At 62.0% G+C, this 24,050-nt stretch carries 26 protein-coding genes and 2 tRNA genes; 17 read left to right on the top strand and 11 right to left on the bottom strand.

Translation table 11 applies throughout. The annotated features are described in order from the left end of the window. Nucleotides 1–135: 135 nt before the first annotated feature. From QYL91_RS12470 to QYL91_RS12450, 5 genes are all read left to right on the top strand, one after another. Nucleotides 136–402: an MTH865 family protein gene (locus tag QYL91_RS12470; RefSeq protein WP_302080825.1), complete on the top strand. Its 267-nt coding sequence runs from the start codon at nt 136–138 to the stop codon at nt 400–402. A gap of 217 nt (nt 403–619) precedes the next feature. After that, complete coding sequence (locus QYL91_RS12465; RefSeq protein WP_302080824.1) at nt 620–1,012, top strand: response regulator; 393 nt, start codon at nt 620–622, stop codon at nt 1,010–1,012. 205 nt (nt 1,013–1,217) lie between these two features. Next, nucleotides 1,218–2,732 (top strand): globin-coupled sensor protein, encoded by a 1,515-nt coding sequence (locus QYL91_RS12460; RefSeq protein WP_302080823.1) that lies wholly within the window; start codon nt 1,218–1,220, stop codon nt 2,730–2,732. Nucleotides 2,733–2,916: 184 nt separating this feature from the next. Then, entirely contained in the window at nt 2,917–3,168 is a 252-nt protein-coding gene (locus QYL91_RS12455) for a hypothetical protein (RefSeq protein ID WP_302080822.1), read from the top strand. A gap of 116 nt (nt 3,169–3,284) precedes the next feature. Further along, on the top strand, nt 3,285–4,307 hold the full coding sequence (locus tag QYL91_RS12450) for a PAS domain-containing sensor histidine kinase (protein WP_302080821.1): 1,023 nt from the start codon (nt 3,285–3,287) through the stop codon (nt 4,305–4,307). Here QYL91_RS12450 and QYL91_RS12445 read toward each other — a convergent pair. After that, nucleotides 4,298–5,427 (bottom strand): IS630 family transposase gene (locus QYL91_RS12445; RefSeq protein WP_302080820.1). Its coding sequence is split into 2 segments (ribosomal slippage): nt 4,298–4,995 and nt 4,995–5,427, totalling 1,131 coding nucleotides; the frame shifts between segments, so codons are not numbered across the junction. The two genes, QYL91_RS12450 and QYL91_RS12445, sit on opposite strands and share 10 nt — an antisense overlap. Nucleotides 5,428–5,789: 362 nt before the next feature. On the opposite strand from QYL91_RS12445, the gene QYL91_RS12440 reads away from it, so the two are divergent. Further along, on the top strand, nt 5,790–6,386 hold the full coding sequence (locus tag QYL91_RS12440; protein ID WP_302080819.1) for an HTH domain-containing protein: 597 nt from the start codon (nt 5,790–5,792) through the stop codon (nt 6,384–6,386). Nucleotides 6,387–6,425: 39 nt separating this feature from the next. Here QYL91_RS12440 and QYL91_RS12435 read toward each other — a convergent pair. From QYL91_RS12435 to QYL91_RS12425, 3 genes are all read right to left on the bottom strand, one after another. Continuing rightward, nucleotides 6,426–6,602, bottom strand: a tRNA-Trp gene (locus QYL91_RS12435). Between the two features lie 40 nt (nt 6,603–6,642). Beyond that, nucleotides 6,643–6,870, bottom strand: a complete 228-nt coding sequence (locus QYL91_RS12430; protein ID WP_302080818.1) for a DUF5795 family protein — start codon at nt 6,868–6,870, stop codon at nt 6,643–6,645. Between the two features lie 45 nt (nt 6,871–6,915). After that, nucleotides 6,916–7,797: a DUF5794 domain-containing protein gene (locus QYL91_RS12425; RefSeq protein WP_302080817.1), complete on the bottom strand. Its 882-nt coding sequence runs from the start codon at nt 7,795–7,797 to the stop codon at nt 6,916–6,918. A gap of 426 nt (nt 7,798–8,223) precedes the next feature. On the opposite strand from QYL91_RS12425, the gene guaB reads away from it, so the two are divergent. Continuing rightward, complete coding sequence (gene guaB, locus QYL91_RS12420) at nt 8,224–9,705, top strand: IMP dehydrogenase (RefSeq protein WP_302080816.1); 1,482 nt, start codon at nt 8,224–8,226, stop codon at nt 9,703–9,705. Nucleotides 9,706–9,979: 274 nt separating this feature from the next. Next, nucleotides 9,980–10,420 (top strand): GNAT family N-acetyltransferase, encoded by a 441-nt coding sequence (locus tag QYL91_RS12415; RefSeq protein ID WP_302080815.1) that lies wholly within the window; start codon nt 9,980–9,982, stop codon nt 10,418–10,420. Here QYL91_RS12415 and QYL91_RS12410 read toward each other — a convergent pair. Continuing rightward, on the bottom strand, nt 10,417–10,575 hold the full coding sequence (locus QYL91_RS12410; RefSeq protein ID WP_302080814.1) for a ribbon-helix-helix protein, CopG family: 159 nt from the start codon (nt 10,573–10,575) through the stop codon (nt 10,417–10,419). The genes QYL91_RS12415 and QYL91_RS12410 overlap by 4 nt on opposite strands. An 80-nt stretch (nt 10,576–10,655) precedes the next feature. Continuing rightward, a tRNA-Lys gene (locus QYL91_RS12405) sits at nt 10,656–10,729 on the bottom strand. A gap of 441 nt (nt 10,730–11,170) precedes the next feature. Here QYL91_RS12405 and QYL91_RS12400 point away from each other — a divergent pair. Continuing rightward, complete coding sequence (locus QYL91_RS12400) at nt 11,171–12,634, top strand: DHH family phosphoesterase (protein ID WP_302080813.1); 1,464 nt, start codon at nt 11,171–11,173, stop codon at nt 12,632–12,634. On the opposite strand, the gene QYL91_RS12395 is transcribed toward QYL91_RS12400, so the two are convergent. Then, on the bottom strand, nt 12,631–12,939 hold the full coding sequence (locus tag QYL91_RS12395) for a PRC-barrel domain-containing protein (RefSeq protein WP_302080812.1): 309 nt from the start codon (nt 12,937–12,939) through the stop codon (nt 12,631–12,633). The genes QYL91_RS12400 and QYL91_RS12395 overlap by 4 nt on opposite strands. 98 nt (nt 12,940–13,037) lie before the next feature. Between QYL91_RS12395 and QYL91_RS12390 the strand changes: the two genes are divergently transcribed. After that, nucleotides 13,038–13,691, top strand: a complete 654-nt coding sequence (locus QYL91_RS12390; protein ID WP_302080811.1) for a metal-dependent hydrolase — start codon at nt 13,038–13,040, stop codon at nt 13,689–13,691. Here QYL91_RS12390 and thrC read toward each other — a convergent pair. Then, nucleotides 13,670–14,878, bottom strand: a complete 1,209-nt coding sequence (gene thrC / locus QYL91_RS12385) for a threonine synthase (RefSeq protein ID WP_302080810.1) — start codon at nt 14,876–14,878, stop codon at nt 13,670–13,672. The two genes, QYL91_RS12390 and thrC, sit on opposite strands and share 22 nt — an antisense overlap. 105 nt (nt 14,879–14,983) lie before the next feature. Here thrC and QYL91_RS12380 point away from each other — a divergent pair, with 105 nt between their 5' ends. The 4 genes from QYL91_RS12380 to bioB all read left to right on the top strand — a co-directional run bounded on the left by QYL91_RS12380 (nt 14,984) and on the right by bioB (nt 18,693). Next, entirely contained in the window at nt 14,984–15,688 is a 705-nt protein-coding gene (locus tag QYL91_RS12380; protein WP_302080809.1) for a protein sorting system archaetidylserine synthase, read from the top strand. 65 nt (nt 15,689–15,753) lie between these two features. Next, on the top strand, nt 15,754–16,857 hold the full coding sequence (locus QYL91_RS12375) for a site-2 protease family protein (RefSeq protein ID WP_302080808.1): 1,104 nt from the start codon (nt 15,754–15,756) through the stop codon (nt 16,855–16,857). A gap of 39 nt (nt 16,858–16,896) precedes the next feature. Further along, nucleotides 16,897–17,505: a class I SAM-dependent methyltransferase gene (locus QYL91_RS12370; RefSeq protein WP_302080807.1), complete on the top strand. Its 609-nt coding sequence runs from the start codon at nt 16,897–16,899 to the stop codon at nt 17,503–17,505. Between the two features lie 63 nt (nt 17,506–17,568). Next, nucleotides 17,569–18,693, top strand: coding sequence for a biotin synthase BioB (gene bioB, locus QYL91_RS12365; protein ID WP_302080806.1), 1,125 nt, complete (start codon nt 17,569–17,571; stop codon nt 18,691–18,693). 222 nt (nt 18,694–18,915) lie between these two features. On the opposite strand, the gene QYL91_RS12360 is transcribed toward bioB, so the two are convergent. Both QYL91_RS12360 and QYL91_RS12355 read right to left on the bottom strand, forming a co-directional pair. Then, nucleotides 18,916–19,974 carry a phosphotransacetylase family protein gene (locus tag QYL91_RS12360; protein WP_302080805.1) on the bottom strand — a complete coding sequence of 353 codons (1,059 nt, stop codon included), beginning with the start codon at nt 19,972–19,974 and terminating at the stop codon, nt 18,916–18,918. After that, nucleotides 19,971–22,067 carry an acetate--CoA ligase family protein gene (locus QYL91_RS12355; RefSeq protein WP_302080804.1) on the bottom strand — a complete coding sequence of 699 codons (2,097 nt, stop codon included), beginning with the start codon at nt 22,065–22,067 and terminating at the stop codon, nt 19,971–19,973. The genes QYL91_RS12360 and QYL91_RS12355 overlap by 4 nt, the downstream gene beginning before the upstream one ends. A 96-nt stretch (nt 22,068–22,163) precedes the next feature. Between QYL91_RS12355 and QYL91_RS12350 the strand changes: the two genes are divergently transcribed. Both QYL91_RS12350 and dpsA read left to right on the top strand, forming a co-directional pair. Continuing rightward, nucleotides 22,164–22,544, top strand: coding sequence for a DUF8048 family protein (locus tag QYL91_RS12350; protein ID WP_302080803.1), 381 nt, complete (start codon nt 22,164–22,166; stop codon nt 22,542–22,544). Nucleotides 22,545–22,661: 117 nt separating this feature from the next. Continuing rightward, nucleotides 22,662–23,210: a DNA starvation/stationary phase protection protein DpsA gene (gene dpsA / locus QYL91_RS12345; RefSeq protein ID WP_302080802.1), complete on the top strand. Its 549-nt coding sequence runs from the start codon at nt 22,662–22,664 to the stop codon at nt 23,208–23,210. Between the two features lie 10 nt (nt 23,211–23,220). Here the strand turns inward: dpsA and QYL91_RS12340 are convergent, their stop codons facing one another. Further along, nucleotides 23,221–23,400: a hypothetical protein gene (locus tag QYL91_RS12340; RefSeq protein WP_302080801.1), complete on the bottom strand. Its 180-nt coding sequence runs from the start codon at nt 23,398–23,400 to the stop codon at nt 23,221–23,223. 106 nt (nt 23,401–23,506) lie between these two features. Here QYL91_RS12340 and QYL91_RS12335 point away from each other — a divergent pair, with 106 nt between their 5' ends. Beyond that, nucleotides 23,507–24,040 (top strand): DUF7547 family protein, encoded by a 534-nt coding sequence (locus QYL91_RS12335; protein ID WP_302080800.1) that lies wholly within the window; start codon nt 23,507–23,509, stop codon nt 24,038–24,040. Nucleotides 24,041–24,050 lie beyond the last annotated feature (10 nt).

Genomic DNA, 24,050 nt, shown 5'->3' with positions numbered 1-24,050 from the left:
GACTTACACTCCTCAAGCGACATCTACATCTCGTCCTGCACCGCCAGCAGTGTCAAAAATAAGATGTCACCGCTGGCGACGGGTGGCCCAGGGCTCCCGAAATAGTGTTATGCCAAAGTGGTGTACCCACTCGTGATGACTGCCGAAAACCCCGAAGAAGAGATTCGAGAGCAACTGGTGGCGGTGTTCGGACAGGCGGAGTACCCCGTCGTCGACCCGATGGAACTCATCCCGGTTCTCCCGGACGGGGCAGCGACGACGTTCGAGGCGCCCGGCGTCTCGTTGGGAGCGATGGAGCTCGGGATGGGGTACGCCGAGTATCAGGACTACCCGTACGACGATGTGGAGGCGCTCGTCGCTGACCTCATGACCGGGTTGCGTGACGATGGAGTCTTCGAGTGATGACAGTTCTATAGCGTACGGTCACGGCGGCGGCGGGTACTGTCTCTGCACAGCAGTCAGCGTGTGGCACGAACCAAAACAAAAACGGTCCGTCAATCACCACCGAGACGCTGGCTACTGCAAAACTGTGTGCAGATATATAGTCTGGTGAGGTATGGGCCCCACTCAGTATTACTCTTAGCAGCCTTCACATAGCTCATCTGTGTCAATTCAGGTGATGCCTGAGCGCACTATTGTGGTCGCTGACGACAACACCGAACTCAGAAATATTTTCGTTCGACGGCTCCGGGAGTTTCACGACGTCCGCGGCGTCGAGACCGGTGACGCCTTGCTCGATGCCCTCGACCCGTCGGTCGATGTGGTGGTCTGTGATTGGCGAATCGAGGGGACACAGCAACTTGAACTGCTCACCGCCATCGAACGGTCCCCTTGCGACCCATCCATAATTGCGATTTCGGGGTGTCTCCCGCCGCGAAACTTGCAGGCTCACGGTGTCGCCGAGTGCCTCGAGAAGCCCTTCAAACTGGACACGCTGCGAGCGGCGATTCAGAGTGCCCTTGCGGAACAGCCCGACGCTTCCCCACCTCAGGCCCAGTCGTCGATGCAGTAACCCGACGACTTGCAGCTCTGACAACCGGATGGTCAACTGACGTTGGTTTTTTGAAAGCGAGGCATGCAAATAGAGAATCGTCTGTTCGATGGGGACTGGTGATACCATCGTAGCTGGTTGTAGGTGTATATACTACTATTAGCAAGGAACTCCGTTCTCGAATCTGAATCGTCGGTCGCCGTCGAGGCTTATCTAACGAGACAACATGACCGACGACAACACACTCACTGCAGCAGACCGACGACAGGTAGACGGCCGACAGCTGACAAGCGAACTCGGTCTCGACCAACGGGAAATCCAGTGGCGAAAGGAGTTTACTGGATTCGATGCCGAAGATGCCAGGCTACTCGAAGAGATGTCTGATTCTCTCAGCCAGATCAGTGGCGACCTCGTCGACGATTTCTACGACCATCTCCAGCAGTTCGATGAGACTCTGGCTATCTTTGGCCGGTCGAGCAAAACTGTCGACCAGCTCAAACAGACCCAACGCCAGTATCTCACGGACCTCTCAAGCGGCGAGTACGACCAAGAGTACTTCTCGAACCGTGCCCGAATCGGCAAGATTCACGACATGCTCGATTTGGGGCCGAAAATCTACCTCGGTGCCTACTCGATATACTACGAGGGTATCATGGAGGCAGTCGCGGAGGATATCAAAGAGAACGTCGCTGTGACAGATGGCGGGACGGCCGTCCAGAACAGTGCGACGAGTGGCCCTCGAGAGACATACACGCCGACAGAGGCAATCGACAAAGTCGTCGACCAGTCTCTGGCTGTGATGAAACTGCTGAACCTCGACCAGCAGGTCGCCATGGAGTCGTACATTCACTCCTACAGCCAGGACCTCGAACGGGAACTAGAGCGCCAGCAGGATGTCGCTGACGACGTCGAAACAGCAGTCGGAGAGTGCCAGGACGCAGCAGACGACATCGCCGACCGGGCCGCACACATTAGCTCGAAGGCACAAAAACAGACCACCTCGATGAACGAAGTCGCAGGAGAGGTCGAAAGCCTGTCTGCGACCGTCGAGGAAATCGCGGCGACTGCAGATGAGGTGACTCAGACGAGCGAACGGGCCGAGACACTTGCCGGTGATGGACGGGAGGCCGCGACTGAGGCCATCGACGTGATGAACAGCGTCAACGAGTCCTCCACGAAGGCGGCGGCTGATGTTGCTCGTCTGCAGGACCGAATCGACGAGATAGATGAGGTTGTCGAGATGATAAACGGCATCGCCGAGCAGACCAACCTGTTGGCACTCAACGCGAGCATCGAGGCCGCACGCGCCGGCGAGGCTGGCGGGGGCTTTGCCGTTGTCGCAGACGAGGTCAAGTCACTTGCCGAGGAGTCCAAGAACCACGCCAGCGACATCGAGCAAATGGTCTCCGAAATCAAGGACGACACCGCCGACACTGTCCGGAGCCTCGAGAACACGACCCAGCAAGTCGATACGGGAACGGAGCAGGTCGAGGATGCCATGTCGAAACTCCAGAACATCGCCGAGGTAGTCAAGGAGGCTTCAGACGGCATCCAGGAGGTTTCAGCGGTGACCAACGACCAGGCGGCCTCGACTGAGGAGGTCGCCTCCATGGTCGACGAACTCGTTTCTCAGGCTGAGGCTGTCGCCGATGAGATTGAATCAATTGCCACCGCAAACGAAGAACACACCGCCAAAGTCCGCGAAATAAACGAAACTGCCCACCGTCTCACAGACAACTGAGCGTCGGTCTTACGAGGGCAAAACAGTCTCGTGCCAGCGAATATCTGCTGGGAGATGAAGCCAAAAACCGGCTCTCACGACCCATGGACTCTGAATATAGCAGGTATTGAAGCGTCGTGAATGTACGTACCTCTCAATAGTACTCATAGCAGTTGGCTTTTGTAGTGGCTAGAAATTCGTCCGTATGGCAGAAATCGGCATCCTCAACTGCCCAGTCTGTGACCAGTCTCGTGCCATCCGCATGACCGAATACGCCGACCAGTCAGAAGTGAAAGACTGCGTCGCTGCCCACCTCGAGACGCATCGACTGAGCGAGAGTGAACGCGGAATCTTCCGGATAGCGATGGCAGATAAACTCGATGTGCGGAAAGACGCAGACCTGAATGGATATGTCATCGGCGAGTGGACAGCAGAAGTACAGAAACTCTCAGCGTAACTGGTCGTTGAGGGCAGACCACGTCACACTATCCTGGGTCACGGTAGCCAAAAAGAGAGGTATATACTGCTCTTAGTAACAAACACTTGCCGCGGATGCAGTCTTACGACTGTTGTATGCCATGCCAGAAGGGGATCGAACTGCCGTCGGAGTATAACACTCTCAGCGTCGGGATTGCGTTATATGACCCACAAAACGGGATGATTTTAGATGCGAACGAACGAGTAGAGACCATTCTCGGGTACACGACCGAACAGTTGCGTGACCGCTCTATCGAATCATATACTGCCAACACACACCCACGTTCTGAAAGCGATTTCCAGCGTCATTTATACGAGAGTACGACCGACAGTCCGCGACAGTTCACGTGGCGGTTCAAACGGGCCGACGGGGAGCTAATCTGGGCGGAGATCGAACTCTCCCGGCAAACCGTCGCGGACCGACCCTGCGTCCGCGCGGAAATTCGCGACATTACAGACTACTATGAGACATACCACCGTGCAGAACTCTTCTGGCGAATCCTCCGACACAATCTGCGAAACGAAGCCACGATAATCGCGGGCAATATGAGCCAGATTATCGAGACGACCACGGTAGCGTCGGTTCGGGAGGCTGCCACCACAATTCGGAACCGGGGTAGGAACTTGAGCAGTATCGCAGAGTCTGTCAAAGAAATCGAGCAGGCAGTAACACAGACCGAAACAGAGCTCGTCCGGCGACACGCAACGACTGCCGTCGAGCAGGTGGTAGACGATGTCGAGTGCGAGTACCCGTCAGCTGAAATTTCGATCACCGAACGTGACGAGATGTGGATTGCTGGTGAAGGGGCGTTTACGCACGCGCTCACTCACGCACTCGAAAACGCTATCGTCCACAGTGAGGACGAAAGACCGGCTGTCGATGTCAGCATCGGGTCCTCTCCGAACACTGGCCGCGTCGAGATCGACATCAGCGACTCGAACCCGCCAATCCACGACGACGAGTTCGATGCGCTGTTTACCCCGGACGAAACCACGCCCACATGCCACGGTTCGGGTGTTGGCCTGTTCGTGATGAAATGGTGTATCGAATCGCTCGGCGGTGAAATCGAATTCAAACAGCGCGACCCACAAGGCAACATAGTGCGGCTTCAATCGTGATTTGCTGGATATAGCTGGCGGAGTTTGATGCGAGCGTCATCGGCCGTGAACTGCCAATCAATCTCGGATTCGTCCTCGTTTCGGGTGCGTTCCCACGCAGCGACCTCCGTACGGAGTGTCGCTGGGTCAGGAATGCGGCGGTCAAGACACTCCGTCCACAGAGCGCTGAACTCGATTTCCGCCATGTTCAGCCAACTGCCGTGTTCTGGCGTGAAGTGAAACTCGAGCTTACTGAGCAACCGACGAGCTTCTGCTGGCGGGAGATGTTCGTAGAAGGCGTACCGTTGGTGCGTGTTCAGATTATCCATCACCACCCGGATGCACTCCGCATCCGGGTAGTGATCATCCACCAACGACTGCATCTGAGCGACGAATTCCTGTTTGCGTCGTCGCTCGGTTACCTCGACGTGTCGCCAGCCAGTCAACGGTTCGCTTACCACGAAGAGGTTGCGTGTGCCATTCCGTTCGTAGGTGTAGTCGTACCGAGCGACCGCTCCCGGGCGGGCCGGGAGCGGGTCGCGGACTTCCTTGTGCAGTTCCTTGTTGGACTCGTCAAAACAAACGACTGGACGTTTTTCGTCGTAGGGTTCGTGGTAGAGATCAAGAACGTCCTCCATCTTGCAGACGAAGGCAGCGCTGTTCTCGGGCGTAATCACCCAAGATTTGGATCGGTGAGGGTGGAGTTGTGTTTTTTTAGGATCTGTCGCACGGTTTCGTGAGAGATCGACTCAACGTCGATCTCGGAGAGAGCGACGAAGTGGTCTGCAAGAAGATGGAGCGACCAGCGAGAACGTCCTTCTGGCGGATCGCTGCACGCCAAGGCGATGAGGTGGGCTTCCTCACGTCCGTCGAGTTTTCGCTCGTAGACGCGGTCGGCCTTGCGGCGAGTGATCGCCGCGAGGCCGTCTTCAGTGTAGCGTTTACGGATGCGACCGACTGTCCCGGGATGACAGCCGACGGCTTCACTGACCTCCGGGTCAGTCAAGCCGTCATCGGCGTGCAAGAGACACCGTGCACGCGTGAGTTCCCGCGTCTTGTATGTGCCAGCCGAAAGCATCGCGTTCAGTTCCGCTCGTTCATCGGCAGACAGATCGACAGAGTACTGTTGTGTTCGTGGCATGGTCTACTTCAGAAGATTTCTGAATACTCTCTAGAGGCGCTCTAAGTAGATAAAGCTAGCAGTTCAGGACTGAAGCCGCAATAGTCTGTTTCTATCTGCCGCCGAAAACCCCACCAGAGACTGCCTAATCCGTCTCGCCTGCTCAATCCTGACAAGCACCCCGCGACCTCGTCACTAGTTCAGGCGTCTGTCTCTTGTCTCGAATCGGGTGGCTGTGAACTGCTAGTCCGGTCCGGGAGCGTAGTTGTGACATCTGTTGTCGTGATACCGCAGACGAGCAGTACGTCCGTCTCGGTCATTTTGATGGTAGTTTATACCCCTCCTAGAAGCGTTCACGAGGCAGGCGACTGTACTCGCAGTTGATGCCTGACCGCTCCGCGATAGCGGGCACTGGTGGCGACAGTCACCCTCGTGGCCCAATATGCACCGACCCGACGACACCACTGACCGTGAACTGCTACGTCCGAGGGGACGTGAATGCGGCGAGTCACCACCAGATACTCAGCATTCAACAGCGATTAGAAGCACTCGCAGCGACGCCACTCGTCGACGAACTCCGGACTCGACAGTGGCCACCACAATCACACGCAGGCGCTGACCTCAGCCTCCCAGCTACCCGTGATAGACTTGTCCGCCGATTCGAGCGATGGGCTGGCGAACGCGGCTACACGCTTTCTCCAGCCGTCAGTCGACAGCAAACGCCGCAGTCTCTGGTCGACACTGCACGGTCTGGGCAGACTATTCGAGTCCCGCTCGTTCTCCTGGCGTTCGAACCAGCAACGTCGGACACAGCGACGTTGGAAGGTGTCGTTCCCTACACCGTTCCATCCGAATCCGGGGGCGCGATGACGTACACTGTCGCTGACTGGCTGACAGCAGCCGAAAACGTCGTTGATGGTGTTCCAGACCAGTCCGGCCGTCGTGATAGCGACCACAGCCAGTCCGTGTACTCGGCCTGAACCGTTACAGACAGCTCTCCGAACGATTGAACGTCAGAATGGGCTCGGAGGGATTTGAACCCCCGATCGGCTGATATCTCCGGTTGCGCCTCGGAACTCCAGAGGGTCATCAACGCGGCCGGTGATCAGCCGGACCGCTCAGTATATCAGCTGGAGTGTCGTCCCAGGCGCGTAGCCTCTGGAGTCAGCCGCCTTCCCGGACTAGGCCACGAGCCCGCACTCACCCCTTTGTCGAATCCCCCTAAAGGAATTTCGATTACTCCCGGTCGGTGTCGTGCCAGTCACACTCCTGGCACTTCCAGCCGGTCACAAACTCCAGTGCCGAGGGCATGTAGCCGACTTCGAGCACGTTCTCGCCACAGTCTGGACACTCCCGGTCTGCGTCCTCAATAGGCTCTGCGTCCATCACGTCCTCTCCTTCGATGAGCTTGGCTAGGTGCTTCGGGGTCACCATCCGCCCCTGAACCACGCGGTTGTCTGCCATAGACGCAGTTGGGGCGTGAGCACCCCTAAAAGTTCGTTTCGGCGGTCACAGCCAGGGCAGCCGTTCGTCGTCGTACTCGCCGCCGTCACCGCTCTCGACGCGCTCGTCGACCGGCTGGGTCGTGGTGTTGCCGCCGTTGGACAGCGCGGCAGTGACGTCGATGTCGTCGGGTTCGTACTCCCAGTCTCGCTCCCGGGCGCGGCCGGGGTCGAACGCGAAGATAGCCGTCACGACCAGCACCGCCAGCGCCAGCGGTGCGTTCGAGGGGATGATGCCGTAAATCGAGAGGGGCAACACCCCGAGCGCGACGGCACTCCCGAAGCGAAAGCGGTCCAGGTCGACCGCATTCCGGAGCCATGGGCTCACCAGCGCGACGACGAGCGCAAAGCCCACCCCGACGCCCGCTGCCGCGGCCGCACGCAACATTAGGTCCGGCCGCGCGTCGACGACGAGCGAGGCCCCGGACGGGTCCACGCTGGCGACGAGGCCGAGCGCGACGATGACTGCCGGGCGGGGCAGATACTCGCCGATGCGTGCACTGGCCGTCGACGCTGCGACGGCGAGGATGACAACGCCGGCAAAGCGCTCGAAGACAGCGAGGTTGAGGACGCCGGCAAGCGTCGGCGCGAGCGCCGCCTCGACGATGGCAAGAGCGATGACTACAGCACCGACGCTGAGGACGATGCGCGCCTGTTTGCGCGGCGTGTCGTCCATCTCGGCGAGGATGACCGCGACCATCGCGCTCCCGCCGAAGACCAGGAGGCCGACCTCCAGGATGCCGGTCACGCTATCGAGAGCCCCAGCGAGAACGAGCGCGGGGAACAGCCCGTCGACCAGCGGGAGACACATCACGATGGCCAGCAATCTCGTCGCGTCCCCGACCTGTCGCTCCAGAGAGAGCGCAATCGGGTGTTCGGAGCTACTCATCGCTGCTCAGCAGTGGCCATCTCCCCTGGCCAGTCGATAGGAAGGTCCCCGCCTGGACTGTCGCTCCGCCGTGTGGGTCGTGGTCGACCCAAACGCGTGTCCCACCGAAAATGTATTCGCCGCGCTCAGGCTGTGGCGCGACTGCTTCGAACCGCTACGTCCGCTGGTGGAACTGGCGGAGTACATACACACAAGTATTGGGTATATCGACAAAAGGATTGTGTGGCAAACGGCACCACACCAAACGTTTGCGGATATATTCATCCCACAACTGGATTGATTACACTACTGCGGGCTAAATCCTGCTGATGTTCGTGTCCCGAGGCAGTGTAAAACGCGTCGCGAACGTATCCAGTCTTCTCCGGATAGTCGTGTGTGGAAACTGAATCTCGCAACCCTTTTCATCAGTCCCCGATGACGACTTACATGGCGAACGATTCAGGTCCTTTCTCTGAGAAACTCGAGGTACCGGAGGCGCTGACATTCGACGACGTGTTGCTCCGTCCCAAGGAGAGTCACGTCGAACCCGACGAGGCCGACACCGCGTCGCGCGTCTCGAAAAACGTCGAAGTGAACGTCCCAGTCCTCACGGCGGCGATGGACACCGTCACCGAGGGCGAGATGGCTATCGCGATGGCCCGACAGGGTGGCCTGGGTGTCATCCACCGCAACATGACCGTCGAGGAGACGGCCGCGGAAATCGAGCGCGTCAAGCGCGCCGACGAACTCATCATCCGCGATGTCGTCACCGCCTCACCGGACCAGACTGTTCGAGAGGTCGACAAGATGATGAGCCGGCAGGGGGTCTCCGGCGCACCGGTCGTCGACGACGACGGCAAGGTCCTTGGCATCATCTCCGGGACCGACATCCGGCCGTATCTGGAAGTCGGCGAATCCGACGCAGTCCGCGAAGCGATGACCGACGAGGTCGTCACCGCCGGCGAGGACGTCTCCCCGCGCGACGCGCTCGAACTTATGTACGAGCACAAAATCGAGCGCGTCCCGATTGTCGACGAGGCCGAGCGCCTCGTCGGGCTGGTGACGATGGCCGGTATCCTCCAACGCCGCGAGTACGACCAGGCGGCCCGCGACGAGGACGGGCACCTCCGTGCCGGCGTCGCTGTCGGCCCCTTCGAAGCCGAACGCGCGAAAGTCGCCGACGACGCTGGCGCCGACGTGCTCTTTATCGACTGTGCACACGCACACAACGCGAACGTCATCGAGAGCGCCCGCGAAATCAAGGCCGAAGTCGACGCTGACGTCGTCGTCGGGAACGTCGGCACCCGGAAAGCCGCGAAAGAAATCGTCGACTTCGCCGACGGCATCAAGGTCGGCATCGGTCCTGGCTCTATCTGTACGACCCGCGTCGTCTCCGGCGCTGGGATGCCCCAGATTACGGCCATCTCTGAGGTTGCCGACGTAGCTGTCCAGGAGGACGTGCCCGTCATCGCCGACGGTGGCATCCGCTACTCCGGTGACGCAATCAAGGCGATTGCCGCCGGCGCCGACGCCGTGATGCTCGGGTCGTACTTCGCCGGCACCGACGAAGCGCCCGGCCGTGTCATCACGATGAACGGCAAGAAGTACAAGCAGTACCGCGGCATGGGCTCGGTCGGCGCGATGAAGTCGGGCGGTGGCGACCGATACCTGAAAGACGACAACGAAGACGAGGACTACGTCCCCGAGGGCGTCGAGGCAGCGACCCCCTACAAGGGAACGCTCGAATCGGAGCTCCACCAGCTCGTCGGTGGGATGCAGTCCGGGATGGGCTATGTCGGTGCGGAGTCGATTCCGGCGTTCAAGGAGCGGTCGGAGTTCGTCCGCGTCTCTTCGGCCGGCCAACAGGAGAGTCACCCACACGACGTGGTCATCACCGACGAAGCACCGAATTACAGCCCCGAAAACTGACGCTGCCGTGACCTGACCGACAGCAGACGGCTGCTCAGTTCAGCCCCTTCCCTGCTGTTTGACAACTCGGACTACAGTACCCGTTCTGTGCCGCTTCTGCGTCGGGATACGCTTTGAACTCCGTACCACAGTTCTCACAGCTGAAGGTATCGAAGTCCGAAATACACGGGCCAGTTCTGCGGCCACGTTGAAAATGATTTTTCCACTGCCGGCGCTCCGAGCCAATCGTGGTCAGTCACAACGTTCAGATGTGTTGGCCGACAACTTGGTGGCGATGGCTGCTTACGACCTGCAGGTGGTCGACGAGGGGGCGACGCTCGCTGACGCCCACGCAGTGCGTCGCCGTGTCTTCATCGACGAACAGGGGGTCCCCGAGGCCGTCGAAATGGACGACAGAGACGACGCTGCCACGCACGTCGTTGCCCACGAGGCGGACGACGGTGCGCCGGTCGGGACTGCGCGGGTTCGTACGCTTGACGACGAGACTGCCAAAATCGAGCGCGTTGCTGTGCTCCCGGACGAGCGGGGCAACGGACTGGGGGCGCAATTGATGGTTCGTGCCGAAGCCGTGGCGCGCGAGCAGGGCTGTCGTCGTGTTCGGCTCCACGCCCAGGTTGCCGTCGAGTCGTTTTACCAGCGGTTGGGATACCAGACGGTCAGCGAGACGTTCGACCAAGCGGGTATCGAGCACGTCGAGATGACGAAATCCCTCTAATCGTCTCGGCCCTTCAGCCACTCGTCGAGGAGCGTCCGAATCGCGGCCTCCCGGTTGTCACAGTGGTCTCGGAAGGCCTTGTCGTCGATGGCCTCCAGCGTCTCCTCGTCGAATTCGAGTGTAACTTCCTCCATATCGCGTAGAACCTCTTCCATATCAATACGGGATTGTCGCGGGGGTTGAAAAGCTTCAGTCAGACGTACCGCCGTCTTGTGGTTTGCTCGTCGCAGAGAAACGGGCCGGAAGGGATTTGAACCCTCGACCGACGGCTTAAGAGGCCGTCGCTCTGCCAGACTGAGCTACCGGCCCAGCAACAATCGCTTACTGTGGCCTGGTAAAATACGTTTCCTTTCGTCCGTTTCAGACACGTCAGTCGTGAGACGTGTTCCGTCGTGAGTTAGTACTGCGCGTCATCCTGAGATTGGGCCCCGGAGGGTTCGGAGAGATGCCGCTCGGTCCAGATGGTGCCCGCTGCGATGACTGTGCTCCTCGCGGGTTAGCCCACCATGGGACTGTCCCTGTATCTGCCCACTCTGATGGGTGTCCGGTCTCGTTTTGCCCACCCTCAATGCCGCCACCCAATTGTTCGTTTAACTCATCTGATAGTGGGTCGTATTGATTACTAACCTCTCCAACAAATCTGTACTGTCCGGATTCTGTAGATTGGACTCCGGGACAGTTGTCGCGCGTCTGTCCATTGGCCGGAACCTGTGTGTTATAAGGGTCTGGGTGCCGACCCGCTAGATAGTCATGAGTACGGGTACGGGTACGGGCATCACGATGGCCTCGATGTCTACATATGCGATTCTCGGCTGTGGCAGCGTCGGACACGCTGTCGCGGACGAACTCGTCGACGAAGACAAGGACGTTCTCATCATCGACGCCGACGAGGGCCGCGTCGAGGCGCTGCGCGACCAGGACCTCGACGCGCGACAGGGCGACATCGAAGACGAGACGGTCGCCGAAGACGTCGCAGACAGGGACGTCATTCTCATCCTCTCTTCTGACGAAGAGGCAAACGCCACCGCCGTCGAGCACATCCGCGGGCGCGGCGGCGACCAGTTTATCGTCGCGCGTGCCTCGGACCCGGTCTCTGCCGACACCCTCTCGACGCTCGGTGCGGACGTGGTTATCAACCCTTCGGCGGTCATCGCAGATTCCGCCCTCCGCGCGCTGGAGACGGGTGAACTGGAGTACAAAGCCCGACAGCTCGCCGACGTCATCGACGCCACCGAGCGGCGCCTCGCGATTCGCGTCCATCGGAGTCCCGACCCCGACTCGATTGCCAGTGCTGCTGCGCTCCGTGCCATCGCTGGGAGCCGTGACATCGAGGCAGACATCATCTACGAGGGCGAAATCGGCCACCAGGAAAACCGCGCCTTCGTCAACCTCCTCGGTATCGAGCTGGTCTCTGCGGCCGATATCGACATCGACGAGTACGATACGATTGCGCTGGTCGACCACGCCAAGTCGGGCGAACCGGCAGACGAGACGGAAGCCGACATCATCATCGACCACTACGAGCACGAACACGAACACGACGCCGAGTTTACCGACATCCGGCCGAACGTCTCCTCGACGTCGACGATTCTCACGAAGTACATCCAGGAGCTGAACCTCTCGCTCGAGAAGGAAGTCGCCACGGCCCTGCTCTACGGTATCCGCGCCGAAACGCTCGATTTCAAACGGGATACGACGCCCGCGGACCTCACGGCCGCGGCCTACCTCTATCCGTTCGCCGACCACGACACGCTCGAACAGGTCGAGTCACCGTCGATGTCTCCCGAGACGCTGGACGTCCTCGCCGAGGCCATCCGGAATCGTGAGGTCCAGGGCTCGCATCTCGTCTCGAATGCCGGTTTCATCCGGGACCGCGACGCGCTCACGCAGGCCGCACAGCACCTCCTCAATCTGGAGGGTATCACGACGACGGCCGTCTTCGCGATTGCCGAAGACAACATCTACCTCGCCGCTCGGTCGAAGGACATCCGGATGGACATCGGGCGCGTCCTGGAGGAAGCATTCGAGGACAGCGGCGAGACGGCGGGCCACTCCACTGACGCGAGCGTCGAAATCCCGCTCGGTATCTTTACCGGTATCGAGGTCAGCGAGGACAACCGTGAGACGCTGTTGACACTCACCGAAGAAGCAGTCAAGACGAAGTTGTTCGAGGCGATGGGCGTCGAGAGCAGCGACGGCAGCAACGGGAGCTAGGCCGCGACTTCGTCTTCGGCGTCCTCGTCGTCTTTCTGGCGCTGGATGCGCTCGACGATGTCGTTAACGATGATGACGTCCCCGACCGACTGGACCCACCGGTAGGGAACGATGATGCCGCGCGCAGAGGATATTTCGGCGCCGAACAGTTCCCGGTTCAGTTCGTGCAGTGCTAGCCCGGTGACGTTCTCGGAATCGAGGTTCAGACGGAGGTCCTCAACCTCCCCGATGAAGACGCCGTTGTTCGTGTACACCTCGCGACCGACCAGTGACGTAATCTCCTGCGGTGCGGAGTCTCTGTCCATATGCATCGGTTGCGGGGCGCCCTCTTAATTTTGGCGGGGCGTCGGACGCTCGCTTCCGGCGCCACAACGCTCAACCGGATAGTGACAAACAGTACCACATGGCCGGGACAATTGTTCACATGGCGTTTGCCGGACTGATAGCTGCTGCGTTGCTCGGGGAGGCGGTTGACCGCCGGGCGCTGGCTGTCGTCCTCGGTGTGACGGCGATTCCCGACCTCGACTCGTTTATCGCGCTCGTCTCGACGGCCGGACACAGGACGGTGTTGCACAACTTCGTGATTCCGGCGGTCGCTGGGGTACTGTTGTGGGTAGACTTGCGGCGAGAGGAATCGTGGCTCCGGGCGCGCTGGGGTCCACGCGGTGTTCGCATCGCGTGGGTGAGTGTCGTCGCCTACGCCGCCGCCGGGGTCGGACTCGATATGGTCAGCGGATACGTCAACCCACTCTATCCGCTCCACGACCAGTTCTACGAACTTGAGGGGAAACTCGTCCTCTCGGACCAGCGTGGCATCGTCCAGACGTTCCTCGAAACCGGCGGCGATGCCGGTTCCATCCCCTCGCCGGAGCCACAGGGCAGTTCCCAGGAAGTGAACCTCTCGACGGGCGTCGACCCCGACCCGTCCGGACAGGAGACAGACCCCGAGCGCATCTTCCCGGTCGTCCGGGCAGGATGGCAACTGGTCGTCTTGCTCACCGGGACGGCCGTCACGCTCGCCCGACTTCGCGTGTCTCACTCGCTGTCTGAGGAGTAACGTCGGGCGAGTGTCGCGGGGTCGGTCTCTGCACCAATCGTCTCCGGAAAGTCGACGACCGTTCTCGCCGTCGCTGTGTCTTTCAGTCCGCTGCCGGTCATCACGGCGACCACCCGCTCGCCGCGGTCGATGATGTCACAGTCCCGGGCGTTGTCGATGCCGGCGATTGCGGCCGCACAGGCTGGCTCGACGAAGACGCCTTCGCTGGCGCCGAGGTCGGCTGTCGCGTCGCGAATCGCCGTCTCCGAGACGGTGACGGTCGTTCCCCCACTGTCGTCGATTGCCCGCCGGGCGTCGGTCAGTCGGTGCGGGGTCCCCACGTCGATGCTGTCGGCACACGTCTCTCCGTCTTCGCTGTCGGTGTTCTGGACGGCGTCGTGAATCGGTGCCGTCCCCTCAGCCTGGACGCCGAGCATCCGCGGCGTCCCGTCGGCGAGGCCAAGACTGGCGAACGTTTCGAGCCCGCGCCACGCGCTGGCCAAGGTTCCGCCGTTGCCCATCGGGACGACCACCCAATCCGGCGCTGTGGCGGTCTGTTCGGCCAGTTCGTAGCCGAGCGTCCGCGCGCCGGCGTCGGTGTACGGCGTCGCACCGGCCGAGCGGTCGAGCCAGCCACTCGCCGCCGTGACCCGCTGACAGAGGTCGTGCGCGTCGTCGTAAGCTCCCTCGACGGAGAGGACGTCGGCGCCGTAGACGAGCGGCTGGACGGCTTTGGCGTCCGGGGCGCGCTCGGGGACGAACAGACAGCACTGGAGCCCGCTCCGGGCCGCGTAAGCGGCCATCGACGCGGCCGCGTTCCCGGTCGAGGCACACGCGACCACGTCGTCACCGAGTTCGACGGCGTGTGCCGCGACGACGACGCTCCCGCGGTCTTTCGTCGACCCGGTCGGATTTGCACCTTCGAGTTTGAGCTGGAGGTCGACCCCCAGGTCGGCACCGAGGGACGGAGCGTCGACCAGGTCGGTCCCACCCTCGCCGAGGGTTACTCCGTCCAGCGTCGCGACCGGCAACAGCGGCGCGTATCGGCGAATGTCCCCGACAGTGCCCCCTTCGTCAAACTGGTCGCGGACGGTCTCGGCGTCGTGATGGAGCGAGACAGACGAATTGGGACCGGCACACTCGTGGTCGGAGGGGACCGGAATCTCCTCGTCACAGTGAGAACAGACGAAAGCGGTTGCCCGGTCCATAGCTACGGCGTCGTTAGGCGTAGCCACCGCTGGCGTGAGTATATGTCTTCCGGGAGCGCGGTCGATTCCACGCCATTCTTGTGGGCGGTCCCCATCCGTCCGGGTATGTCGCTCCAGGTGCGCCGCCGACTGGGTGCTGCCGACGTGATGACGCTGCTCAACGCGACGCTGGGCGTCGTCGCGATGGTCGTCGCCGTCACCGTCGGCCCGACGGCCGCCGCCCGCCTCGTTTTGCTCGCAGCTATCACCGACGCCCTCGATGGCATCATCGCCCGCTCGCAGGGAAGTTCGGAAGTTGGGCCGCTGCTCGACTCGATTGCCGACGTCGTCTCGTTTGGAACGGCGCCAGCACTGTTTCTCTACGCCGCCACACGCGATGCGGTTTCGACGCTGCTCCCGGCGGACATCCCGCTCGCTGGCACCGTCGAAATCCTCGCTGTCTCGGCCGTGCCAGCCGTCTTCGTCGTGTTCTCGCTCGTCCGGACGGTACTCTACACCATCTACGTCGATGAGGGTGAGAACAGGCCCGGCATCCAGAACACGCTGGGGGCGTCGATACTCGCCGCGGGCTATCTGGCCGGCGTGACCGCGCCCGCCGTGTTACTGGTCGGCGGTGTCGTTCTCGCTTTGCTGATGGTCGGCCCTGTTTCATATCCCAAACTCCGGGCGCGCGATGCCGGGTTGATGGGACTGGTGCAGGCGGGAGGGATTTTGGCACCCACGCTCGGACAGCGGGTCTTTCCCCGACTTCTCGTGCTCGCTGCGCTGGCGTACATGACGCTCGCACCGCGATACTACTGGGGCGAGTGACCCGCCGTGTCCGTCGATTCTCGGCGGAAACAGGCATAAATGGGTGCAGTCCCTAGCTGGCGTCGATGGCCACCCCGGCAGTGCCAGGTGATGTCCCCGACCCCGACTCGTTTGCCGAGACCTTCACCGTCTACGAGGTCGAGGTGACAGACGAGAACGTCCGCTACTACGGTGAGCCGCTGGACCAACACGAGGAGGTCCTCCGCCGACTCGCGCCCAGATTTCGCCAGCGTGGCTACCGCGTCACGATTCGCCGCGAAACCGGCGAGTTCGTCCTCGTCGCGACCGAACGCTCCCTCGGCGTCGACGGGATTCCGTGGACGAACGTCGTCCTCTTCGTCGTGACGGCGGTCACCACGCTGTTTGCTGGCGCACGCTGGTACGGGTACTCCCCGCTCGCAGACCCGGTCCAGCTACTCGATGCGTGGCCCTTCGCCGTCTCCGTGCTCGGCGTGCTGGCTGTCCACGAACTCGGCCACTACGTCCTGAGCCGGTACCACAGCGTCGAAGCGTCGCTCCCCTATTTCATTCCGCTCCCGAACGTCCTGGGAACGCTGGGCGCTGTCATCCGGATGCGGGACAACATCCCCAGCAGGCGAGCGCTGTTCGACATCGGTGCAGCGGGACCACTGGCGGGCATCGCCGCCACTGTCGTCGTCACCGCAGTCGGCGTCTCCTTGCCCCCGGTCGCGGTCCCTCAGAACTCGCTTATCGCGGAGGTCGAACTCGGCTTCCCGTTGCTCGTCCAGGGTATCGCGGCCGTCCTCGGCGAGCCACTCCAGTACAGCGACCCGAATCTCATGGTCAACCCCGTCGTCATCGGGGGCTGGGTCGGTGCCTTCGTCACGTTCCTGAACCTGCTCCCGGTGGGACAACTCGACGGGGCTCACGTCACCCGCGCCATCGTCGGCGAGCGAATCAGTCTCGTCCAGCGGGCCGTCCCGCTGGCGCTGTTTGGGCTGGCGGGCTATCTCATCGCCTTCGCGGCGGGCCGTGGCGCGACCCTGTGGATTCTCTGGGGGATTCTCACCATCGTCTTTACCCGCGTCGGGAACGCGACGCCCGTCGACGAATCCTCGGTCGGTCCCGCGCGACAGGCCGTCGCTGCGTTGACACTGCTCGTCGGAATTCTCTGTTTCACACCCGTCCCAATCGCCTTCGCCGTCTGACCGGCGAAAGGCAGATTCCGGCCCGCCCCAAGAGAGGGTATGGACCGCAAACAGGTCAAATCCGCCTGGGAGGACGCCGCGAGTGATTACGCCCGGGTGCGGCCGGTCGACGGCGACGACGCCGCGCTCGTCCGTGACCTCGTGGAGTCACTCGGCCCGGACGCGACGGTGCTCGATGTCGGCTGTGGCGACGGTATGCGTACGCTCTCGAATATGGGCGGTGTCACAGCACTCGGTCTCGACGTCGCCCGCACACAGGTCGAGATGGCTGCCGGGAACGTCCCTAGCGCGCACCTGCTACAGGGTGATATGGTCTCGATTCCGCTCGCCGACGACAGCGTCGACGCTATCACCGCATATCACGCCGTCTTCCACGTGCAGCGCGAGGACCACCCGGCCGTCTATCGGGAGTTTGCTCGTCTGCTCCGCCCCGGTGGGACCGTCCTGCTGACCGTCGGTTCTTCGGCGTACGAGCGGGTCCGCGCTGACTGGCTCGGGACTGGAAGGGAGATGTTTTTCAGCACGCCCGGTCAGCGCGAAACGGTCCGACAACTCGAAGACGCGGGCTTTGACATTCGGTGGCAGCGCCGCGTCGAGGACCCACTGGGCAGTACCGTCCCGTTCGTACTGGCGGACCTCCCGGAATGACTTCGACGGGCGTTGAACGACGTACCACCAATCTTTATCCTGTCGTTAACCCTCTCAGAAAGTGTGGTTTACGAGACGGGAAACCCCACGGTCGACGACGCGGTAGAGCGCGTGCTCGCTGGCGAGCAACTGGACCGGCGTGACGGACTGGCGCTGGTCGCACAGCCAGTCGAGGACCTGGCACCGGCCGCAGACTACGTTCGGTCACAGCTGGGCGACGACACTGTCGACGCCTGTTCTATCGTGAACGCGAAGGCCGGCGATTGCGCCGAAGACTGTGGCTTCTGTGCACAGTCTGTCCACTTCGACAGCGGCATCGAGACGTACGGCTTCCTGGACCCTGACGAGATTCTCCAGGCTGCCAAACGCGCCGAACGGGACGGCGCCCAGCGCTTTGGCATCGTCGTCGCCGAGAAAGGCGTCTCCAAAGAGCAACGTCCGGACGAGTGGGACGATGTCATCAGAGCCATCCGGCTGGTCCGAGACGAGACGGACGTGGAAGTCGACGCCAGCCTCGGAATCCTCACCCACGAGGAAGCCGAGATTCTGGCCGCGGAAGGCATCAACCACTACAATCACAACATCGAGACCTCCCCGGATTTCTTCCCGGAAGTCGTCGATACCCACTCCTTTTCGGACCGCGTCGAGACACTCGAAGTCGCGAAAGCGGCCGGGATGGACCTCTGTGCCGGCGTCATACTCGGGATGGGCGAATCGCCGACTGATCGCGTGGACGCCGCCATCGCGCTCCAAGACATCGGCGTCTCTTCGGTGCCGGTCAACATCCTCAACCCCGTGGCAGGGACGCCACTCGGCGACCGCTTTGGCGACTCCCCGCCTATCACGACCGAAGAGATAATCCAGACCATCGCCGTCTACAGGTTCCTGCACCCAGACTCGCGCGTGCGACTGACTGGCGGGCGGGAGGTCAATCTCGACGCGGACGAGCAACACCTGCCCTTCGAGGCCGGCGCCGACGGCATCCTCACCGGCGATTACCTCACCACGTCGGGCCAGTCACCGGGAGACGACATCGAGGCGATGGAGCGGGCCGGCATGGAGCCGAATATGGACGCAAACGAGTTCGACAAAGAGGCGGTCAAGACACGCACCACCGAGACGGACGTGACCGACGCCGAAACCGCGGTGGGAACGGCGACGAGCAACGCACAACTGGACGACGACTAATCGCCACCCGGCTCTCGGGGAATCGCCTACTGGCGGTTGTCGGGACTCTCCTATCTGATTTCAAACACAAGGGAACGGTGGGGCGGGGAGCCCCAGCGTGTGACACTACGGAGCCGAATGGCTCCACTAGCCCGTAATATCTTGGAGAAAATAAGTGTGTCTGACGCCTGTCAGTTGCTTGACTGGTGGGCGGAGTGGGGACCGCGCCACCGGGAACGGCCCCTATTCGAGGAGCGCCTTGGTGTCGACAGCATCCTCGATGAGCGTCTCCATGCGGTCGATAGCGCCCTCCGAGCGGGTCCGTCCCGAGCGCAGTTCCTCCTCGACGCGGTCGATTGTCGTGCTGGTGTCCGACTGGACCAACATCAGCGGAATCCCGTGTTCCTCCGCCTTCCCGACCACGGCACTGGAGGGGCGGTAGCCACCGGTCAGAACCAGACACTCGACGCCGGGGGCCTGGAGTGCAGTCGTCTGGATGTCAGAGCGGTCACCGCCAGTGATGACGGCCGCGTTCCGGACCCGCCGGAACTTCTCGAGTGCGGCATTGCTCCCCATCGCGCCGACAGCGAACCGCTCGACCAGGCTGTCTGTCGGTGCGTCACTGGTCAACAGTTTCGCACCGATGCCGTCTGCCAGGTCGGCGACGCTGATACCGGCGAGCTGTTCGTCCCGTTCGATTGCACCGAGCGGGTGGATGCCGCGACCGTCGAGGAACGGCATCGCGTCTTCGGCGAGGCCGTCGAACGCCGTCCGGTCGACGGCGTTGAACAGGACGCCGCTGAGTCTGTCACCCAGCGAGTCAGCGGCCGCGAGTACGTCGTCGAGTGACTCGCCGTCCTCGTACCGGCTGACTAGCAGTACCTCGGCGTCCAACAGTTCGGCGACGTCGGTGTCGTCGAGGTCGACGATACCGCCCGTCCAGAGACGACCGCCGCCCTCGACTATCATCACGTCTCTGTCCTCGGCGAGCGTCTCGAAGTTCTCGGAGATGCGCTCGCGCAACGCCGCGGGGTCCTCGCGGCCACGGATGGCCTCCTGGACGAAGGTCGGCGAGTAGACGACCGGTTCCAGTTCGTGCATCGCGGCGTCGATGCCGAGCATCTCCCGGGCGAGCATCGGGTCCTCGTCCCGGGTCTTCCCGACCGCACTCTCCAGTCGCGTCCCTTTGGGCTTCATGTAGCCCACGTCGTGGCCCGCCTGCTGGGCGATGCGCGCGAGCGCAACGCTGATAGCCGTCTTGCCTGTGCTCGGTTCTGTCGAAGTGACGAGTATAGTTTTCATAGCTCCTCCGTATCCAGGGTGAGTCGCAGGTCCACCGCCGAGACGCCCTCTGGCGTCGCGACGACGGGGTTGATGTCCAGTTCCGTAATCGCCGGGAAGTCGGTCACGAGCTGTGAGATGCGCTGAATCGTCTCGATGAGCCCCGCCTCGTCGACTGAGGAGCGTCCACGCGCCCCCCGCAACAGCGGCGCCGCCTCGATCTCGTCCAGCATCTCCGCCGCCTCCGATTCGGGTACCGGCGCGACCCGGAACGACGTATCCTCCAGAATCTCGACGAAGATACCGCCGAGGCCGAACATCACCAGCGGCCCGAACTGTGGGTCACGGGTGACGCCGACGATAGTCTCGGTGGCCGAGTCGAGGTCCAGCATCTCCTGGACCTGGACACCGAGAATCGTCGCATCGGGCTGGTACTGCCGGGCGCGGGCAACCAGGTCCTCGTAGGTGTCCCAGACCTCCTCGGGACTGATGCCCACTTCGACGCCGCCGATGTCCGACTTGTGCAGAATGTCGGGGCTGACGATTTTCATCACGACGTCGTCACCGATGTCCTCGGCGATTGCCTTTGCCTCGGCGGGGTCGTTGACGACATCGCCTTCGGGTGTCGGGATGCCGTAGGCCTCGAGTAACTCCATCGCCTCGACACCGAGGCGTGTCGTGTTGCGTCTGGCCGCCCGCTCGAGTATGGCGCGAGCGCGGTCTTTGTCTACGTCGAAGGCCGTCGGCTCGACGACTTCGTTCTCGCGACTCTCACCGTACTCGGTGAGAATTTCCAGACTCCGGACGGCCCGGGCGGGGTCGAAGTACGAGGGGATGCCGGCGTCCGACAGGGTGCTGGCAGCCTCCTTGGTCGAGGACCCGCCCATCAACACGCCGGCGACCGGCACGTCGTGGGCCTCCTGTCTGGCGACTGTTGCCTCCGCCAGGTCCTCGAACTCGAGGGTCGCGGTCGGACAGGCCAGCACGATTGCCATGCCGACGTTCGGGTCGTCGAGAACCACGTCGAGGGTCTCGTCGAATCGTTCGGCCGGCGCGTCCCCGATGATGTCGACTGGGTTGAAGATGTTGGCGCTCTCAGGGAGGCGCTCGCCCAGTGTGTCGAGAGTCTCGTTTTCGAACTCGGCCAGCGACAGCGACGAGTCGCCGACGGCGTCGGTAGCCAGCACGCCGGGACCGCCGGCGTTTGTCACGATGGCTATGTCGCCCGACTCTGGTGTCGGCTGGTCGGCCAGGATAGAGGCCGCGTCGAACAGTTCCTGCACGGAGTCGACGCGGATGACGCCGGCCTGCGCGAGGCCGGCCTCGTAGGCCCGGTCACTGCCGGCGATAGCGCCGGTGTGTGAGGCGGCCGCCGACGCGCCGGCGTCGGTGCGACCGGACTTGACGACGACAATCGGCGTGTCCTTCCCGACTTCGCGGGCCGTCTCCATGAACGCCTGGCCGTTGTCGATGTCTTCGAGATAGCCCAACACGACGTCCGTTTCGGGGTCCTGGCCCCACTCCCGGACGAAGTCACTCTCGTCTAAGACGGCCTTGTTACCCAGCGAGACGATGTCTTTGAAGCCAATAGCGCGGTCGCTGGCCCAGTCCAGGACCGCGGTGATGAACGCCCCGGATTGACTCATAAACGAGATGTTCCCGGGGTCGGCGTTCAGCGGGGCGAACGTCGCGTTGAGTCCGACGCTCGTCGACATGACGCCGACGCAGTTTGGACCGACGAGGTTGATGTCGTGTTCCTCGGCGATGGAGACGATCTCGCGTTCGCGCGCCGCGCCGTCACTGCCGGCTTCCGAGAACCCGGCGGTGATGACGACGACGTTTTCGATACCTGACTCGGCCGCCTCGCGGACCACATCGACGGCCACATCCGGCGGAACGACGACGACGGCAACGTCTACGTCGTCTAGTGCCGACAGTGAGTCGGCAGCCGGTAGCCCCAGCACCTCGTCGCTGCCCGGGTTTACTGGGAGGACTTCACCGTCGAAGTCCATCTGGAGGTTCCGGGTTACCGCGTACCCGACTGACCCCTCCCGTTCTGTGGCGCCGACGACGGCGACCCGTTCGGGTGCAAAGAGCGTCGCTAGCTTTCCCATCACTTGGAATACGACAAGCCCATAGATTAATATATGGTCTCCGGCAATACCGCTGGTCTGCCAGCACTTTTGCCCCCATCGGCCCTACACCGTCTCATGGCAGACCCACGCGACCCACTGGCAGCATTCGACGACGAATCTGTCGAGACAGCCGCGACAACAGCCGGAATCGACGAAGGTCGATTGCGGGAGATTACTCGCAGTCACCAGGAGAACGTCCGTGACCTCCCCGGCGTCGACGACATCGTCTACGAGTGGCGCAACCAGTTCCACCAAGACCCACTCGTGTATCAGGAGCCTGATGTCTACGTCCTCGCGCTCCGTGACCACGTCTGGAGCGAGTTCGCCTCGCAACTGGACGTGACCGACGCGGAACTCGACGGGCTTCGGACGCTCCACGACACACAGGCTCGCTCGCTCGTCGCCGACGCCGGCCGGTTCGATTCGGACGCGGCTGTCGTTCTGACTCGACCGTGAGAGGGGACTGTCTACACCTGGCTTGATTTGCGATACGGAATAGATATTTTTCGAACTAGAAAATATTTTTCCTCGATAGGAGTCTTTATGTGGGAACAGGGAGTAGTATGTGCTGTAATGAGCACCCAGAAGACCGTCCAACAAGAGTTCGGGACTGTCGAGGAAAGCGACGCGCTGCGACTCGACGGCGAGAAGGCAGAACAGATTGTCGAGGCGCTGAACACGGACCTCGCAGACGCATTCGTCCTCTATCACCAGCTTCGAAAACACCACTGGAACGTCGAAGGCGCCGAGTTCCGGGACCTGCATATCTTCCTTGGTGAGGCAGCCGAGGGCGTCGAGGCTGCGGCCGACGAACTCGCCGAGCGCGCGCAGGCACTCGGGGGCACCCCGGTCGCCAGCATGAGCAACCTGCAAGAACACGCGACAGTCGAAGCCGAAGACGAGGACGTCTACGACATCCGGACGTCACTGGAGAACGACATGGAGATGTACGGTGACGTCATCGAGAGTCTCCGGGACCACATCGAACTCGCCGAGAACCTGGGCGACCACGCCACCGCACAGATTCTCCGCGAGATTCTGGTCGAGACAGAAGACGATGCACACCACATCGAGCACTACCTCGAGGACGATACGCTCGTCTTCGACAGCGCGATGAACTGAAAAGCGGCCGCTATCTTTGCAGGTCGACGGTCGTGTCGGTCGCAATCCAGCCGTCCGAGTTTCCGGTTTCCGTAAACACAGTCCGTGTCGGCGAACACTCGTGAACAGTCACGGCTCGGTCATGCTGGTCCGGATTCTCTCCCGTCTTGTCCAGGTCTGAGATTGTCCGACCGTCGTCTGCGCGAGTCATCGGCTGAACTTAGGCCGCCCTAAAATTAAAAGAGTTTTGGTTGGCCTAAGAACTCGGAGGCTGAATCGCCGGCGGGACTTTTGTGGAGTCGGTCCCTACAGCAGGTATGAGCAACGGGGGTCAAGAACTATCGGCGCTTTTGAGTGAACTCACAGCATCTCTCGAGCAGTTACAGGACGAACTCGACCCGGCACGCGGGCCATTGCGGCCGCCGACGCCACGTCAACTCGCCCAGTTTACAAGCGAGGTGACGATACCGGCTATCGTACTCGTCCTCGAGACCAACGTCCGGGCGCTACGACTCGTCCAGCGCGCGCTCCGCATCGCCGAGGGACGGGAAGCAACGCCCGGGAGTTCCCAGGCCCGGCAGCGGGCGACGGACCTTGGCCGCGCGACGCTGTCTCGACTGGACGAGGCGCTGTCGGACCTCGGGTCGGCACTGGAGAGCCGGCCACCCGACGACGAGGCCCGGGAGTTACTCGAAGAGGTCCGAGACCTCCAGTCGGAAGTCGACGACCGGCTTGAGACCACGTCGACCGACCGCGATGCAGTGGACATCGACGTGGATGCGGAACTCCAGTCTCTCAAAGACGACGTCGACGATAGCGATTCTCACGGGGGCGATGAAAATAACAAATAGTGTATACATT

The organism is Salinibaculum rarum, from assembly GCF_030505615.1.
GTDB lineage: Archaea > Halobacteriota > Halobacteria > Halobacteriales > Haloarculaceae > Salinibaculum > Salinibaculum rarum.
The sequence above is the reverse complement of the archived record's forward strand: the minus strand, read 5'-3'. Positions and strand labels throughout refer to the sequence as shown.